Source organism: Pseudomonas sp. A125 (assembly GCF_055409485.1).
This window is the reverse complement of record NZ_JBUZVP010000011.1, coordinates 218,957-232,663: the sequence shown is the minus strand read 5'-3', so window position 1 is coordinate 232,663 and position 13,707 is coordinate 218,957. Positions and strand designations below refer to the sequence as shown.

19 protein-coding genes are annotated in these 13,707 nt (G+C 53.9%); 16 read left to right on the top strand and 3 right to left on the bottom strand.

Annotated features, from left to right (window positions below):
* Nucleotides 1-363 precede the first annotated feature (363 nt).
* Entirely contained in the window at nt 364-684 is a 321-nt protein-coding gene (locus ACZRN6_RS17485) for a hypothetical protein (RefSeq protein ID WP_193069009.1), read from the top strand.
* 351 nt (nt 685-1,035) lie between these two features.
* Here the strand turns inward: ACZRN6_RS17485 and ACZRN6_RS17480 are convergent, their stop codons facing one another.
* The gene (locus ACZRN6_RS17480; protein WP_284184476.1) at nt 1,036-1,731 is read right to left on the bottom strand and encodes a GNAT family N-acetyltransferase; all 696 of its coding nucleotides are present in this window, start codon (nt 1,729-1,731) and stop codon (nt 1,036-1,038) included.
* Nucleotides 1,732-2,027: 296 nt separating this feature from the next.
* Between ACZRN6_RS17480 and ACZRN6_RS17475 the strand changes: the two genes are divergently transcribed.
* The 12 genes from ACZRN6_RS17475 (at nt 2,028) to ACZRN6_RS17420 (ending at nt 10,159) form a co-directional block, all read left to right on the top strand.
* Nucleotides 2,028-2,345 carry a DUF5983 family protein gene (locus tag ACZRN6_RS17475; RefSeq protein ID WP_078466007.1) on the top strand — a complete coding sequence of 106 codons (318 nt, stop codon included), beginning with the start codon at nt 2,028-2,030 and terminating at the stop codon, nt 2,343-2,345.
* A 75-nt stretch (nt 2,346-2,420) separates the two neighbouring features.
* The gene (locus ACZRN6_RS17470) at nt 2,421-2,747 is read left to right on the top strand and encodes a hypothetical protein (RefSeq protein WP_078466006.1); all 327 of its coding nucleotides are present in this window, start codon (nt 2,421-2,423) and stop codon (nt 2,745-2,747) included.
* Between the two features lie 187 nt (nt 2,748-2,934).
* A complete protein-coding gene (locus tag ACZRN6_RS17465) occupies nt 2,935-3,732 on the top strand; it encodes a hypothetical protein (protein ID WP_078466005.1) in 798 nt (265 codons plus the stop codon).
* Between the two features lie 168 nt (nt 3,733-3,900).
* Complete coding sequence (locus tag ACZRN6_RS17460) at nt 3,901-4,491, top strand: glutathione S-transferase family protein (protein WP_078466004.1); 591 nt, start codon at nt 3,901-3,903, stop codon at nt 4,489-4,491.
* 217 nt (nt 4,492-4,708) lie between these two features.
* A complete protein-coding gene (locus ACZRN6_RS17455) occupies nt 4,709-5,227 on the top strand; it encodes an NADAR family protein (protein WP_011923119.1) in 519 nt (172 codons plus the stop codon).
* 834 nt (nt 5,228-6,061) lie between these two features.
* Nucleotides 6,062-6,277: a hypothetical protein gene (locus tag ACZRN6_RS17450; RefSeq protein WP_078466001.1), complete on the top strand. Its 216-nt coding sequence runs from the start codon at nt 6,062-6,064 to the stop codon at nt 6,275-6,277.
* A 660-nt stretch (nt 6,278-6,937) separates the two neighbouring features.
* Entirely contained in the window at nt 6,938-7,201 is a 264-nt protein-coding gene (locus ACZRN6_RS17445; RefSeq protein WP_169922141.1) for a hypothetical protein, read from the top strand.
* A 66-nt stretch (nt 7,202-7,267) separates the two neighbouring features.
* Nucleotides 7,268-7,885: a hypothetical protein gene (locus ACZRN6_RS17440; RefSeq protein WP_153045978.1), complete on the top strand. Its 618-nt coding sequence runs from the start codon at nt 7,268-7,270 to the stop codon at nt 7,883-7,885.
* A gap of 97 nt (nt 7,886-7,982) precedes the next feature.
* Complete coding sequence (locus tag ACZRN6_RS17435; RefSeq protein ID WP_078465997.1) at nt 7,983-8,444, top strand: hypothetical protein; 462 nt, start codon at nt 7,983-7,985, stop codon at nt 8,442-8,444.
* Nucleotides 8,445-8,520: 76 nt separating this feature from the next.
* On the top strand, nt 8,521-9,093 hold the full coding sequence (gene orn, locus ACZRN6_RS17430; RefSeq protein ID WP_078465996.1) for an oligoribonuclease: 573 nt from the start codon (nt 8,521-8,523) through the stop codon (nt 9,091-9,093).
* Nucleotides 9,094-9,225: 132 nt separating this feature from the next.
* Complete coding sequence (locus ACZRN6_RS17425; RefSeq protein ID WP_078465995.1) at nt 9,226-9,648, top strand: hypothetical protein; 423 nt, start codon at nt 9,226-9,228, stop codon at nt 9,646-9,648.
* A 28-nt stretch (nt 9,649-9,676) separates the two neighbouring features.
* Nucleotides 9,677-10,159, top strand: a complete 483-nt coding sequence (locus ACZRN6_RS17420; RefSeq protein WP_078465994.1) for a hypothetical protein — start codon at nt 9,677-9,679, stop codon at nt 10,157-10,159.
* A gap of 192 nt (nt 10,160-10,351) precedes the next feature.
* Here ACZRN6_RS17420 and ACZRN6_RS17415 read toward each other — a convergent pair whose 3' ends face one another.
* Nucleotides 10,352-10,717: a hypothetical protein gene (locus tag ACZRN6_RS17415; protein ID WP_285685497.1), complete on the bottom strand. Its 366-nt coding sequence runs from the start codon at nt 10,715-10,717 to the stop codon at nt 10,352-10,354.
* A 44-nt stretch (nt 10,718-10,761) separates the two neighbouring features.
* Between ACZRN6_RS17415 and ACZRN6_RS17410 the strand changes: the two genes are divergently transcribed.
* Both ACZRN6_RS17410 and ACZRN6_RS17405 read left to right on the top strand, forming a co-directional pair.
* Complete coding sequence (locus ACZRN6_RS17410) at nt 10,762-11,283, top strand: hypothetical protein (protein ID WP_078465992.1); 522 nt, start codon at nt 10,762-10,764, stop codon at nt 11,281-11,283.
* Nucleotides 11,284-11,314: 31 nt separating this feature from the next.
* The gene (locus tag ACZRN6_RS17405) at nt 11,315-11,758 is read left to right on the top strand and encodes a hypothetical protein (RefSeq protein ID WP_284184477.1); all 444 of its coding nucleotides are present in this window, start codon (nt 11,315-11,317) and stop codon (nt 11,756-11,758) included.
* A gap of 133 nt (nt 11,759-11,891) precedes the next feature.
* Here ACZRN6_RS17405 and ACZRN6_RS17400 read toward each other — a convergent pair whose 3' ends face one another.
* Entirely contained in the window at nt 11,892-12,320 is a 429-nt protein-coding gene (locus ACZRN6_RS17400) for a hypothetical protein (RefSeq protein WP_078465990.1), read from the bottom strand.
* A 243-nt stretch (nt 12,321-12,563) separates the two neighbouring features.
* Here ACZRN6_RS17400 and ACZRN6_RS17395 point away from each other — a divergent pair, with 243 nt between their 5' ends.
* Entirely contained in the window at nt 12,564-13,262 is a 699-nt protein-coding gene (locus ACZRN6_RS17395) for a hypothetical protein (protein ID WP_078465989.1), read from the top strand.
* Nucleotides 13,263-13,707: the final 445 nt, after the last annotated feature.

The following is a 13,707-nucleotide window of genomic DNA, read 5'->3' as shown; positions in this document are numbered from 1 at the left end:
CCATAATGGTGACGCGCTCCTCGGTACTCAGGTGGTTGTATTGGGTAGACATGGCAACACCTTACATGAGGTGTTGCACTTGCTCCTTGAGACCGCCCAGTTGAGCGCACTCTTAGATCCGCCCTCCTCAACCCTGAGCAGCAATCCCGGGCACTGGCTTTTCGGCAATTGAGGCTTCGAGAAGAACTCAGCGGTGTTGGCGTCGGGTCCGAACCATTGCCTGAACTGAATCGGTACCTGGCCGGGGAGCTGACCCTCGGAGAGTTAGTGGATCTAAGACTGCGCCCAGAGTTATGCGAGTGATGGTGTCACGCAGCAACAGCTCTCATGCTTACTCCATCCAAGCATCTGCGGAGAATCAAAATGTCTAGCGCACCGCTCATCCCCTTCACCCTCCTCGGCCGTGACATGCCTCAGGTAGAGTTCTATTGGTCCAACGAGATCGAGGGGCTGGTTTCATCAGGTCCGCACTATGCGTCCGACGAGAAGGACGATAGCGATCAGGTATGGGGGATTGTTCTTGTTTCCAAGTGCGACACAGGCTTCAATGCCGGCTGGTCCAACGGTGAGATGGCGCAATCGGGATACACTGAGGAAATGTACACGGACCTTGTTGAGGCCGGCAAAGCAGCTGAAGGCCTTGCTCAAACTGAAGCCGACCGCCAGTGCGCTGAGTTCCGGTAATCTGGTTACCATTCCCCCGGTTGCAAGACGGTCAACCCTGCCAATGAGAACCCAATAGAATGAAACAGCTTCTATCGTCCCCGCCTGATCTTAAAGGGCTATCCCCAGCACAGCATGCACACGTCCTGAAGGTGTTTCCAGAAACCCGCACAGACATGGCCAACTATTTACGCAGCGGCGCCCAAGTCATTGTAGGCCCTCAGAGTGAAGCGTCCCCGGATGTTCCACCGATCGCCATATCAGTCCTAGCAGATCCTGACTTCTGGATTGATTGTTGCGATTCGTTGGAAGAGGCACATCAGCGAATCGATTCGCTGGGACTCGTTTTGGCGGCCCGATAGAGCGTTGAGGCTAGGCCTTCACTCCAGTACCCAGCCTGCCCCCGACAAACGCGACGGCCTGCCGTTGAAGCTGGGCTACGTGCCGGTTCAATTGAGTTTCAGCATTCACCATCTCCTTCCGGCCCCAGCGCGCTAAAAGCCTGTCTCTGATTTCAAGGGCCTGGCTGGAGCGGTAAATCGGTTCCACATCCACAATCGCCATCTGACCCTCAGTGCTGGCGCTCCTCGTGTTCATGACCACCTGGGTGTTGTGGGTATCAAGCACTTGGAACCCTAGTCGCTCGTAGAAGCCAACCTTTGCTACCGGGCAGGTCAGCTCGATGTGCGGGTACCGTTCGATTGCCTTCTTCATCATTGCCGAACCGATGCCGCGCCCTCGGTGCGTCTTTTGCACAGCCATGTAGGTAACACCACAAGCATCGGAATGTGTCGGTACAGGCAAGTACATCAGAAACCCCAGGACATGCCCCGGGGTTTCTTCATCGAATGCCACAAGCAACTCAACAGGAGCGATCGGCACCTGCCCAATTCGATCAATGTAGAGATTCACCTCAGCAGGGACAGCCCACTTGTAGATCTCATAGAGGTAGTTGCTAGGCGGCACCGCCAGCATGCTCAGTTCCGTCAGATTGGACACGACCATTTGCAGGACCTGATGGGTAACATCCCGGGGCGGCGGCGCGCTGTCAAAAAGTGAGATTGGCATTTGCATCCTCAATAGGTAAATGATCCTGCGGGGCTGGTACCGGCCTGTCGGTCTCGCGGCAATATAACAAGGTACCCACCCCTCGCCAAAAAGTAGGGCTACCTTTTGGCTTATGACACGCGATTCCAGACCCCGACCTTACACGAGGGCTTTGCCGATATGCACACGGCAGGGAAACCATTACAAGCCCTGCCCGGGGGAATGAATCTGCCCGGTTTATCTAGCGATTATGGGGTTCTGGCACACCGATTTCGTCCTGAATATGGCTCATCAATCAAGCGATGAGGTATGCCCCCATGGAGTTGATCTCCCTTCCTGTAATCAGCACCAGCCACCTGACTCAAGAGGTTGCAGCGACGCTCACAGCCTTGGGCAATGAGAACGCCTGGGTTCCCTGCGCAGCGTGGCCGTACGGCTTCTTCATCTCCCTGAAAAGCATCGAGGAAAAGGTTGCCGCGGGGGAGGAAATCCCTAGGTGCCTCCAGGACATCGCTGCATGGCTGAAAACGAAAGATCTCCCCTGCTCAGCTAGCGGACAAACCTGGAGCGGGACATGGGTGCAGCTTGACCAGGCTGTTGATGCGGTCGACGGACTTCCAACTTACAGCTGGTGATCACCCATCAGTAATTGCTGGCTTCCCATGCAAGCCATAGCTACCACCCAATCCGACTCAATAAGAGGTTCGTCCATGTCCGCTCAAATCCGCCACGCAATTGCATCAGCTGTTCCCAGCACTATCACGGGCATCAAGCTGTCCGTACCAGAGTTGTTCGCACAGCCGGAATTCATCAGCTGGCTCAATAACTCTCAGGCGATGACATGGCATTCCCGGCAAGGCCCGGTCAGCGAAGGCGACATTGCTGACGTTGCAATCTTCGTCGACCCATCAATGACCGGTGAGGGCTCCGATAGCGACATGCCCGGGTGGGAGCACGTCGTCGATAAGCTCAGGGTTGCAATTGGGGAAGGCCCCTTCAGCGGGAATCACTTCATCGTTATCCTGAGTAATTCCTGATCTTATCGAGCAAAGGCCGAACTGCGGATTCATGGGTCAGCAGCGCCTTAATTGAGTCCCCGCCTTGGGAGATCAAGGCCGCTGCCGGCACTTTATTTGAGGGGAACAAATGAGTGCCACCGTTGCTTCTGGCACAGCAAAAACAGACTGAAACTGGCCTCATATTAAATCAGCAAGGACAAACCTCATGATCTCCCAGACCCCAAAATTTACAGTTGAGTCGCTGGTGAAGCTGCTTTCAGACATCCGGGCGCCTCACATCGCCGGGGAGATCGCGAGCAAGCCGTTCAGTCCTGCACGCAATCAACTGTACCTGGAATACTCCTTTGAACTGCTGCGCCTTCTCCTACCTGTTGCAGCCAAGGAGAAGGCATTCGCGGATACGCCCGAAGGCAACGCTAGTGACTCTTGTGATCACCAGGTGTGCAACCGTGCAGTTCGAATGATGCTTCAAATCCTGGACAACGCTTTTTACGAGCGCTTCAAGCCTGAGCATTCCAAGATGCCTAAACAGCTGACGGTTCGAGAGTGGGGTGTTTTCATGATGCAGCTCCGCTTCCATGGCTGGCACTCCGGTGTGCCTGTGTATCCGAGCCCCGAGGCAGGAATTGAATCGGCAACGCCTCTGGACTTCATCTCCGAAGAGCAATGCGCAATGGCACGCGCAGCCAGAATGGGATCAAATCTGAATGATCGTGACGCCTTCTCTGTGGCTAGCGAAATCAGCGGGGACTACCCTCACACGTCATTGTCGGCACTGGTGCTGGTCGTGACTAAAGCACAGAGCAAGCAACGTGTGGCACACATCGCGGAAACGGCCCGTGGCCCAGCTGGAATCCATACCTACTACGCGACAATCGAACAGGCAGAACAGGGAGTTGATGCAATTGCAAAAACCCTTGGGTGGTCGTTGACCACATCGGAACGTGAAAGCGCAATCCAAGGTGTGTACTTGGCGCCGCCGCTCGTAAAAACGGCAGCCTAAAGCGTCATAATCAAGTCAACTTACCGACCTGGCCAATAGCCGGGTTGGTCCACATTCATTCCCCAAGATCGGGTATGCGAAAGTCATTAATTCCGGGCTCGGTAGCTGGTGGCACACACAAGAGCTTTTAATATACACCCATCAGCCAAGCAATCCGGAGCTACACAAATGTCCATTTCCTCAACTACCAAACTGTTCACTTCTGCTAGCTGCGTACAATCGCATATCGTCCGCTTTGCAGCCGAAGTCAAAGGTCTGGAATACATCGAGCTGGACATGGCCCAGCATGCCGATCTGGCGCTTTCAGTCGATGTCGTTGAGTCCCCGGCGCTCAGTGATCGGAACGTGACAACCGGCGAACTCGACATCATCATCGAGTACATCGACGAGCAACACCCCCAGCCCCCACTGCTCCCTGCCAACACCGCTAGTCGTGCCATCTACCGCAAGCAGGTCCGCTCCTTTCATAAGCAACTCTTCCCCCTGTTGGAAGCTGCCAAAGAAGGTGACGCTGCCGCACAGACAAGCATGCGTAAGTACCTGCAACAAATGGATAGCATGGTTCAGGGGTACGCCTACTTCGCGAGCAATGAAATCAGCGTAATGGACGTCACAATTGGTCCTTGGCTTTGGGCGGCAAAACAAGCGGGGCTTAGCCTCAAAACATTCCGTGATCTGTCCGCCTATGCAGACCGTTTGTTTGCATTGCGATCTTTCCAAGCAAGCCTCGGGCACAAATCTGAGAACGCTGCGGCTTAAGGCTTGCAGATCACGGGGCCAACCTAGGTTGGCCCAAACACCCTCGCCAAAGGCCATTGCAGATGACTGTGACTATCTCATTCACACTAACGCCCATAGAAACCCTAGACTGCTTGGCTGATGTGCGGGCGCTTAGGTGGAGTCTCGGTCAATTCGCTTCGTGTAGTTTCAGTGGTGAGGCAACGTTTGTGGAGCTATTGCTGTCCGAGGTTTGGCCGTGAAGGTTGCTAATGGGTTCCTGCTCTTCCACCACAAGAGCGAGATATACAGCAACTGGTACCTGCGCCCGTTCACGGTCAAGGGGATTATCTTCAATTGCGTCGAACAGATGCTCATGTTCGCGAAGGCCCGCCTCTTTGGAGATGAAGTCCGCGCTGCGGAAATCATGGCTACCCATGATCCCGCTGAACAGAAAGCTATTGGGCGCAAGGTCGATGGTTTCGTCGAGGCTGTTTGGGTTGAGAGGCGGGAAGCAATCCTTCTACATGCTCTGTATGCCAAGTTCACTCAGCATGAGGATCTCAAACTTGAAATGATCAACACAGGTGATCTTGAGTTTGTTGAGGCAAGCGGGAGTGATGGGGTTTATGGCGTAAAACTCTGGGAGTCCAATCCACGCATCCTGGACCGGCGCAACTGGCGCGGCTCGAACATACTTGGGCTGGCGCTCAATAGCGTCAGGTCGAAAATAGTAGCCGAGATCAACGCGGGCCACCCCCATAGGCGGTATACATAAGCGCGGCCCTCAAATTGACATAAATCCTGCCGATACTTCTTCGTCTAGAAAGTAGAGCCGAACACAGCAGTCAATCATGATCAGATCCCAAGATAGAAAATCGTTGGCCTACCGCGAAGGCCAGCGGGCCAGGGTAGATGGCCTCAGCCTTCAGGAATCGGCGCTCAAAAACCTGAAGGCAGGCACCCGGCAGCATGCTGAGTACCTGGAGGGCTTCCATTCCGTCGCAGGTCCCCCGCATATTCTGCGATCAGCGTAAATTCGAGCCTGTCATTTTGGTTTGGCGCTGAGCGATGTCTAGCCTATAAATGGCCTCACATCGTGACAGAGATTCCCCATGAGATTGCCAGGCTCAATTCTGAAACAGTCCTACACCAGGCCCACAAAAGTTCAAGCCATCAAATTGGCGCTGCCGGTATGAAGGTACTCGGCATTGAGCTAGTAGAGCCTCCACTTGAGCGAACAATCAGGGGAGCAAGGTGGTTGCTAACCACCCTCCTCGTTCTGGCAGCAATTACTGCTGTGATCGGTGGGAACATGCAGGATGTCCCTAAGGCGGGACTGCACTGGCTTCCTATGGTTGCACTTTGGACATGGGGTTGGGACCCTTTCAAACAGGGGCTTCCCGCCTGGATCCTTGGTGTATTGGCATGGATTGGCTCGACCCTTCTGACTGCGTTAGTCATTCATGTTTTTGTGGGCTAAGCCAAGGGTGACCAATTCTCAGTCGAGAGCAATTATGTCCCGTAATATCATCCAATAGGCCGGGAATGCTGGCGACACGGTTAGCTGCGGACAATAATGAGTTACCGGATCTCTTTTAGGAGTGAGCGCATGGTTGTAAGCGGATTAGTATTCGGCCTGGGCTTCTCAGCTGTTGTAGGCGCTGCAATGGTGGTTTTTGTGGTGTACGTGTTACCCCTCATGCTGAGCGATGAGCAACGCTACGGCATCGACGAGCACGGGATTGCCCAGACACCTGAGTACATGGCAAAGAAAAAGCAAATGGAGGCTTGGAACTATCAGGTGGAGAACTTTCCGCCTTACTGATGGGGCAGGTCAGACAGCAAAATTAGTTCACGTTTTGTGAAGAGATAGGAGATAACAAGGATCCTGTTGAGGCGGGCAACGAGCTTGAGAGCGTCAGCTTGGAGAGTGATGCACTCAAAGGGTTGTGGAAGTGTAGTGGGCACCCGTCTAGGTGCCCTAGCGGAAAGTCAGATGTACACCTGTTGAGCATTGCCGCGCGGCATGCGGTTGCGACCGGGCATCTGCGCCAGACGATTACCCCAGGATGCACGAGCGGTAAGTTTGGACGACGCGTGCTGTACCGATCGCTGAGGTTGAGTGACCAGCGGCTTTGGTTGTTGAGCTGGCGCGGACTGGCCCTCAGTCAGCTGTGTTGGTGCTGCCTTCTCCATCGAGCGCAGACACGTCTTGCACGAGACTTGCCCACGTTCTTGGGTGATGGCCAGGGTTGAACCGGTCCGGCCGCAGGAAGAGGTGCCAAGGTCTTGCGAGTAGTGAGTGACCACGTTTGAATCTCCAGTTGGTACAAGCGCCTTGCGTTGATTCACTGCCACCGGCGCTTTCGGATGGCAGCATTCGTTGAGGAGGCAATCCTCACATCAAAATTCGCGTGCCAGAACCTGCTGTGAAAACTTTTTCAGGCCTCCGCTTTGGCTAGCCAATGCTCAGGTGGCAGGGATAATGAATTCCCAACTGAGGAAGTGGATACTAGGCATGACACTGTTCAGCGAATACACCCAAGAGGAGCTTGAGTCGGAGTCTGAGGTTACACTGACCCTTGCAGAATTGAGGGCTCTGCAGCTTTCAAGCTCGGGGGACGTGTTCGCCCCCGCCAGCCAGCTAAGCACTAACCTTGAGAGCGCCGCGTCGAAGCTGGATATGGCTCTAGACCGGCACAGGGCTAACTTGGTGGCCGAGCGTACGTCGATTTCTAAGCGGGGCTAGTTGCCCACAAGAGTCTGGGAATTAGGACAGATCGGTTTCTTCCGTTCCACAACGATAGGGATGTTTATGGCAGTCTTTTTTGAGCGTTTAAAACGCAGCTTTAACTCAGTGCGCAGCAAGATAATCCTTCCAATCCGAGAGGACATCAGCTTCAACTTCGGATACCTGAAAAAGCATCTGGCCGACCGTGCCGGCTTCATGATCTTCTATTTCGCACTCGGGGGACTGCTCACGCTCATCACCCAGGCTGAAAGTTTGTCGGTGTTTGGGAACAAAGTTTTAGACGAGCAGATAGGCATCAGCACAATCACGCTGATGCTGGCTGGAAGCGCAATCCTGGCTTGCATCACATATTTGTTTTATAGCACTGAAGAGCCTCAAAATGGGGCTTTTCTATGGTGTCACGACGTATTGAGGCGAGTAGTCGACACTGGCGCTGACCTTTGCCTGATATTCATAAGCATCACTGCAATTCCGTTCTTATTTTCAAGTAACGATCCTAGCCTGCTCTCCATTCTATTGGGGTATGTTAGCTTGCTGTTGATTTTCGGTGTGATGACATACATCCCGACATTTGCGCTCAACACACGGAAGAGCATGCGTTCAGTTACATTTGGAATCCTTAGTACGAGTGTGATCGTTTTGGTATTAGTATTCTTGTATGCGGCAGCAAGCTACAAGTAGATCTGTTAGTGCCAACGCCCCTGGCGAAGCTTGGTGCTTCTGGCACTAGCAGGGGCATTTACGATTGCATGGTCCTCATCAAACTCCGGAGCTGACCATGCGCACCACATCCCCTGTCTTCAACTTCCTCAGCGCATATCGCGGTGAGCACCATTACCAGGTACAGCTGAGCAACGGTGCCAAGCACCGACTGTCTATCCGCCTCACACCTGAACAGTACGACCCAAATGTCTACCATCAAGACCAGGCAGCATTCGAGCGGCTGGTGAACGGCCAGGTCGGCCTGATCGCGTGCGGTGCTGACATCCTTACAGAGGAACTGGTTGCTCAATTCAACAAGCAGGCCTATCTGGATCACGAGTCGCAGTTGGCCAAAATGCTCGCCAATCCCAGGGCATACGGTGAAGTCGAGCGCGTCCCCTTCCCAGTGTACGTATCAGGGCGCATTGATCCGGGTAACGGGGCGTGGGCGGCGGTTCAGGAGTTCGATGCCATTCGCACTCTAGCTGGAATTCCACCGGAGCATTGCATTGACCCGAGGGCCAGTTTTAACGAGTGAATGGCAGCGTAGTTTGGGTGGTGGCACACCCAAGCCGGCTGGACAATGGGCACATCAATTTATGGAGGATGACCCAATGACCCGATCTCAACGCAGGCTCCCATGGCTTGACCTGGAAACCACAGGCTTTACTGAGCTCTTCGACCGTAGAGTTTACGAACACCGTATCCTCGAAATTGGGGCAGTGGTCACTGATGAACACTTCACTGTGCTGGCCAGTACCTCAATCGTGATCCAGCAGCCCATGGTTCGTGTCCTCGAGCTCAGTGATGAGGCTGTCACGCGCATGCATACGAATAACGGACTCTTCGATGAGGTGGTCAAGTCCTTCACTACTCTCAAGGCCGCGGAACACCAACTGATTCAGTTCTACCGGCAGAACGGTGTCACCAAGAAAGTCGAGCCGCTGTGTGGGAGTGGCATCCACTTCGATCGGATGTTCATCGAAGCCCAGATGCCGGAACTTCACGACTTCTTGTACTACCGGAATCTGGATATCTCCTCAGTGAAAGAATTCCTGAAAACGGTATCCCCCTCCTTCGAACCCTCGAAGCGCCAGCAGCATCGAGCCTTGCCTGACATTCTTGAGTCAGTGGCGGAGGCCAAAACATACCGTGCACTGCTCGCGCCACTGATCGAGCGTGATTAAAACAGCTGCTCATGACCTAGGGTTCTGGCACAGCCGTATGCCCCTTAGGATTGACACATTACAAGCACCCAGGCCATACCAATGACACGAGTCACCTCCCCTACTCAGCCATTCAGCTCAGCTGAAGCCACAATGCCTACACCGAAATTCCAGGTCGGCGATCTGGTCAGCCTTGATTTTCGACTGGAGGTCGACCGCCCCTATTTCTGGAAGCAAATTCTGAGGAATGAAATCCGCCAGATTCGTCGTTTCATGCCCCAAAGGCCTATGCACCCGCACAACAAGGCTCAGATCCGGGAGAAGATGGAAGGCGCTCGAAACGCTACAACAATTCAGATCGCCGGTATTCGCCCATGGGGCGGTCATAACGTTGGCAATGTAGCTGCTGAAGGATATTTGGCGGGCTGGCCGGGCGCTGCCAGTCCTCTTGAGTACCATTTCTACTTGGCCTTTCGCTGGACGAATGCTGAAGGCCACGCCGTCGCATACATCCCAACAATTGGTAATGCTCACAACAACATGCTGAGCGCGGTGAACCTGGCTCCAATTGAATGACCCCAATCACTAAGTGAGGCCTGTACCCATGACTGCACAGATTCAACGACTGGCCGCCCGCGGTTTTGTGGAGGCAAACTTAAGCCAGCTGTCCGCCGATGTCCTCCATTGGAGAAAGCACGGAAAGCTACCACCGAGCAGCTTGATGAATGAGCTGGCCAGCATTTGCATGGCTTTCGCAGTCGAGGGTGATGAGTTCCAGGAAGCTGAGCGGATGATCATCCAGATCGCACTTGGATATTCATCACGCAAAACGTCAGCACAAGGCGAGAACGAGGTGACGACATCAGCACCCACTGCGCCTGAGGATCTGAGCGAGAACGACGCTTACAAGAGCCTGCTACCTAAGCTCCTGAGCCTAGCCGACATGATCGACGACATGTCGGATGAGGAATACCGTAGCTGGCTGAATGCCCTGCCTAAGGAGGAGTTTTTTGAGTTTATGGGATTGGACGGCAAGGATGCGTTCCGTGCAGCAGTGGCTGAGGCACGAGCCCTCTCACCCCGGTAGCACCCGAAGTAAGTCCCTGTAGGCTATTTGCTCTATCCCTCTCAACGCCTGATTACAAAAGGTCAGGCTTGAGGTCACACGAGCCTGCTGAATTTCGATGCCTACGTCCGGAATGGAATGCACTCCCCCTGGGTTATTATCTGGAGCTCGCTGTCAGTGGGTGATCCCCCAATGAGCTACGTTGAAAATGTCCTACCTCGCACTGATGAAATCAATTCGCTTCTTGCCGAGGTTCTCGCGGGGACCGATATAGACCTTAGTTCCATCATCACCACTCACCAGTGTCTCGTGGCCATAGATCAAGCGCGCCGGCCCTTCCCGGTTGACCCATCCCAGGTCGACACGGAGCGAAGTCGGATTAATGCTGCAATCCGCCTTGTTTGCTTGGTTGCACTTACCAATGCGTCCGCGCTGCCAGGCTTGGTCAACAAAGAAGCTGCTCGCCTCTTTCGCGACTTTGCAGATGGTGTTCCCGTTACAACTGATCGGTTGAAGCGTCACCAGGCGCTGGGCAGGCTTTCCGTTGTTCCCACGTAGTGCCGTGATATTGGGTCTCACCGAGCAGTGTTACCCGACCACTCCATTCCTACTTGAGGAATCCTATGACCGACAAGCCTAAAGTTTACGTCGAGCCTTTTTACATGCGCCGGCTTGGCCCGGAATTGTCCAAGATCCTTCGGGATCAATTGGATTATTTCGGACCTCGCCTGATTGTTGGTACTGATCGTGCGACCTTCACGCCTGGCTTCGCTTTTGAAGGCATGGTCAGCAATGCCTATCGAAAACGCTCGCTAACGAAGCTCAGTGATCAACCCAGCGGAGATATCTGGTTCTCTATTGCTATGGATACGACGCCAGATGTTTGGGCCGTAAAGTACATCCAGGGTGAAGGCTCCCTGGTACAAGTAGTCACGCCGGCGGCCGAACTGTGCTGGGTGCACGAAACGCGCGGACTCGCAGAAACGGTGATGCGACCACTGTTCATCGATTGGGTGTTACGCAAAGGGCTTACTCGAGAGTTCGGGGTTGGGTATGCTGACCACCTCGAAACCGATGAGGAATACCGCCGTTACAGCCGAGGCCTCATCCTTCTTTACCAGACGTTCGGCATTCGATCTCGTTGAGTGCCCCCGGTTAAACACTATCAGGACTCAAATGTTCTCCGAACAACCTCAACAACCAATTGCAGCGACCAAGAAATCCATTTTTGCCAGCACTTGGTTCTTCATCCTGGCAACCGGCTGCGCGATTTGGGCTGGTTCTAAGAGCTCAGATTATTACTGGCAGCACTCTGAGATGAGCGCACGGCAGTACGCGATGGTTTGGGATGGATACCAAAGGCTTTCCCCTGAAGGTCAAACCAAGTTCGGCTCAGTGCTGCTCAAGGGCTTCCTGCTGAAGCCTGAACTCTCGGCGATCACCGATATCGAGCTGCAGGAGCGTGACTCTTTCTCCATCAGGGCAGGAGATACCGGAGAAGAAGCCGAATCTGTAACCCATCAGATCTATCGGTTTTATGCGGGAATTCCTACTGTGTCGATCGCCAAAGATAAGCTGCTGGCGTCACTAGCGGCGCAGGGATCTGCGAAGCCAGAATGAGACGTTCCATAGGGCATTCTGAACTCTGAAACCAGCTTGTATCTCGTACTATCAGCCAATAACACCCTATCTGGGTCAACCCACTCCCTCACTCAAATCAAAACTCATTGAGAGCGAGGGGTGATGATTCGTATCAAGCCCACCATGGCTCCATGGGAACCGGTTCACCTTCCTCGATAGCTTCACTGTGCTGGGAGTTAAACGCCCGATATCGCTCAAGATGCTCTTGGCAGAAAGCTTCTAGCTCTGCTTTGGGCAGTCGAGGTGAGTAGACCAGGTCTGTAGACCCATCGAGTTCGGCAATGATCGCCGTACCGTCCCCGAAGTCATGGACTGAAGACCCTACGTAATCCATGGCGCGAGTTGCAGCCGTATCGGAGAAGTCTACCAAAATTACTGCTTGCTCGATTGGCGCGGCCGGCAGGTGAACTTGACCATCCTTTTCATAAGCTGGGGCTGCTACGGTGACCATGCTGCCTGCAACGATGACCTGATCACCCTCGACCAGGCTGAACACATCGACTTGATGAAAGCGGTCCCATTTGAATTGACTGACTTGCATGGGTGACTCCTGCAATTGAAGAAGACCTCCAACATAAAGCACAGCAGCAGTACAGCAACCCAAAACCCTGTTACCGAATATCGATACATTCAGCGTCCTCCCCGACTGCATCCAGTTTCGTCATTTCAAAAGCGGGTATGTAATAGGGGATGGGGCTTTGGCGGCCAGCTTAACTACCTGCCATGGGCTTCTGGCACTGGCAAAGTGACCGCAGCATAAGCATATTCGCATAAGGACATAATTATGGACCTCATCACTGCCCGCCCCGCACTTAACAACGTCGACGTCTTCGTTAAGGGGGTCATGCTCACCTTCCCCTCCCAATTCACGTGCCGTATGGACGTTCTGCAGGCTATCTTTCTGGAGCCTTGTGACGCCCAGCTAGAGGCAGGAAACCCTGACCTCAGCTGCTTCGGTGATCTGCGTACAGAAATGAACTACAGCGATCTGGAAGGACATCGCAGCGACAGTGATATCGTGGAAGCCAACAGTGGTGGTCCTAGCGCAATTTTCCACGCCGGCCGACTAATAAACTACACACGCCTGAGGCAGGACCGAGAACTGGTTGCTGAGTACATCGACGTCCTGGCTATTGAGCATACCCGTGGTGAGAGATTTCCTACATCCAGCAAGCTAACGCAGAGGTTCCGGGCAAATGGGTGCCTACTGGATAGGGTCGACATCAGCACCTTGGATTTGAACTGGGCACTCGCCGCTGAAGAGGTCGTGATAGCTGCTCTATCCGGTCTTGCCTACGAACTCGGGATGACTAGCCCCTTCTACAAAGAGGTGACAGCACCGCCCAAGCCGCTGGCCATATACCGCCACCTCAATGCCTACCTTGAGCAGCTCGATACCGTCACCGGTACCAAAGCGCGCGTTGCGGAAATGGAAATGCTTACAGGCGAGTTGATCGATGAGATCCTCGCCGAGGAACGGTGAGCCCTGATTAAGAGCCTCACCTTGGATTCAATCCACGCCTACGGGTAAAATCTGGTGTCACACGGGCCGAAATGGCCAGTTACGGAGTAACGAAATTGGCTCTCGAATATTGGTTTGAAACCACCCCGCTGCGGGACAGAATTTGGGTCCAATGCAGCGACGCCAGCACTGTCGGACGGTTCAGTGAGAGAGGTATCGACCTTCACAACACTATTACCGAACAGCTTGCTGGCTCGCCAGAGTGCAGGCTCTGTACCCACGGTTCGACCACCGTAGCTGACTGGGCCCTTTTCCGCGAGAAGGTACTTGAGTGGTGGGGGCTGGACATACCCGCCGACGCTATCTCTCCGGAATATTTGAAGCCTGAGACGTCGCCTGCACTTTGAGTGGAACTGCAATTCCTCTCTAACATTCATTCCTCGCCTGGTTCTGGCACACGGTTAAG

What these genes read in the sequence shown, in the direction of transcription:
- ACZRN6_RS17485 (WP_193069009.1), top strand. Translation starts at nt 364, where the DNA reads ATGTCTAGCGCACCGCTCATCCCCTTCACCCTCCTCGGCCGTGACATG.
- ACZRN6_RS17480 (WP_284184476.1), bottom strand. Translation starts at nt 1,731, where the DNA reads ATGCCAATCTCACTTTTTGACAGCGCGCCGCCGCCCCGGGATGTTACC.
- ACZRN6_RS17475 (WP_078466007.1), top strand. Translation starts at nt 2,028, where the DNA reads ATGGAGTTGATCTCCCTTCCTGTAATCAGCACCAGCCACCTGACTCAA.
- ACZRN6_RS17470 (WP_078466006.1), top strand. Translation starts at nt 2,421, where the DNA reads ATGTCCGCTCAAATCCGCCACGCAATTGCATCAGCTGTTCCCAGCACT.
- ACZRN6_RS17465 (WP_078466005.1), top strand. Translation starts at nt 2,935, where the DNA reads ATGATCTCCCAGACCCCAAAATTTACAGTTGAGTCGCTGGTGAAGCTG.
- ACZRN6_RS17460 (WP_078466004.1), top strand. Translation starts at nt 3,901, where the DNA reads ATGTCCATTTCCTCAACTACCAAACTGTTCACTTCTGCTAGCTGCGTA.
- ACZRN6_RS17450 (WP_078466001.1), top strand. Translation starts at nt 6,062, where the DNA reads ATGGTTGTAAGCGGATTAGTATTCGGCCTGGGCTTCTCAGCTGTTGTA.
- ACZRN6_RS17445 (WP_169922141.1), top strand. Translation starts at nt 6,938, where the DNA reads ATGAATTCCCAACTGAGGAAGTGGATACTAGGCATGACACTGTTCAGC.
- ACZRN6_RS17440 (WP_153045978.1), top strand. Translation starts at nt 7,268, where the DNA reads ATGGCAGTCTTTTTTGAGCGTTTAAAACGCAGCTTTAACTCAGTGCGC.
- ACZRN6_RS17435 (WP_078465997.1), top strand. Translation starts at nt 7,983, where the DNA reads ATGCGCACCACATCCCCTGTCTTCAACTTCCTCAGCGCATATCGCGGT.
- orn (WP_078465996.1), top strand. Translation starts at nt 8,521, where the DNA reads ATGACCCGATCTCAACGCAGGCTCCCATGGCTTGACCTGGAAACCACA.
- ACZRN6_RS17425 (WP_078465995.1), top strand. Translation starts at nt 9,226, where the DNA reads ATGCCTACACCGAAATTCCAGGTCGGCGATCTGGTCAGCCTTGATTTT.
- ACZRN6_RS17420 (WP_078465994.1), top strand. Translation starts at nt 9,677, where the DNA reads ATGACTGCACAGATTCAACGACTGGCCGCCCGCGGTTTTGTGGAGGCA.
- ACZRN6_RS17410 (WP_078465992.1), top strand. Translation starts at nt 10,762, where the DNA reads ATGACCGACAAGCCTAAAGTTTACGTCGAGCCTTTTTACATGCGCCGG.
- ACZRN6_RS17405 (WP_284184477.1), top strand. Translation starts at nt 11,315, where the DNA reads ATGTTCTCCGAACAACCTCAACAACCAATTGCAGCGACCAAGAAATCC.
- ACZRN6_RS17400 (WP_078465990.1), bottom strand. Translation starts at nt 12,320, where the DNA reads ATGCAAGTCAGTCAATTCAAATGGGACCGCTTTCATCAAGTCGATGTG.
- ACZRN6_RS17395 (WP_078465989.1), top strand. Translation starts at nt 12,564, where the DNA reads ATGGACCTCATCACTGCCCGCCCCGCACTTAACAACGTCGACGTCTTC.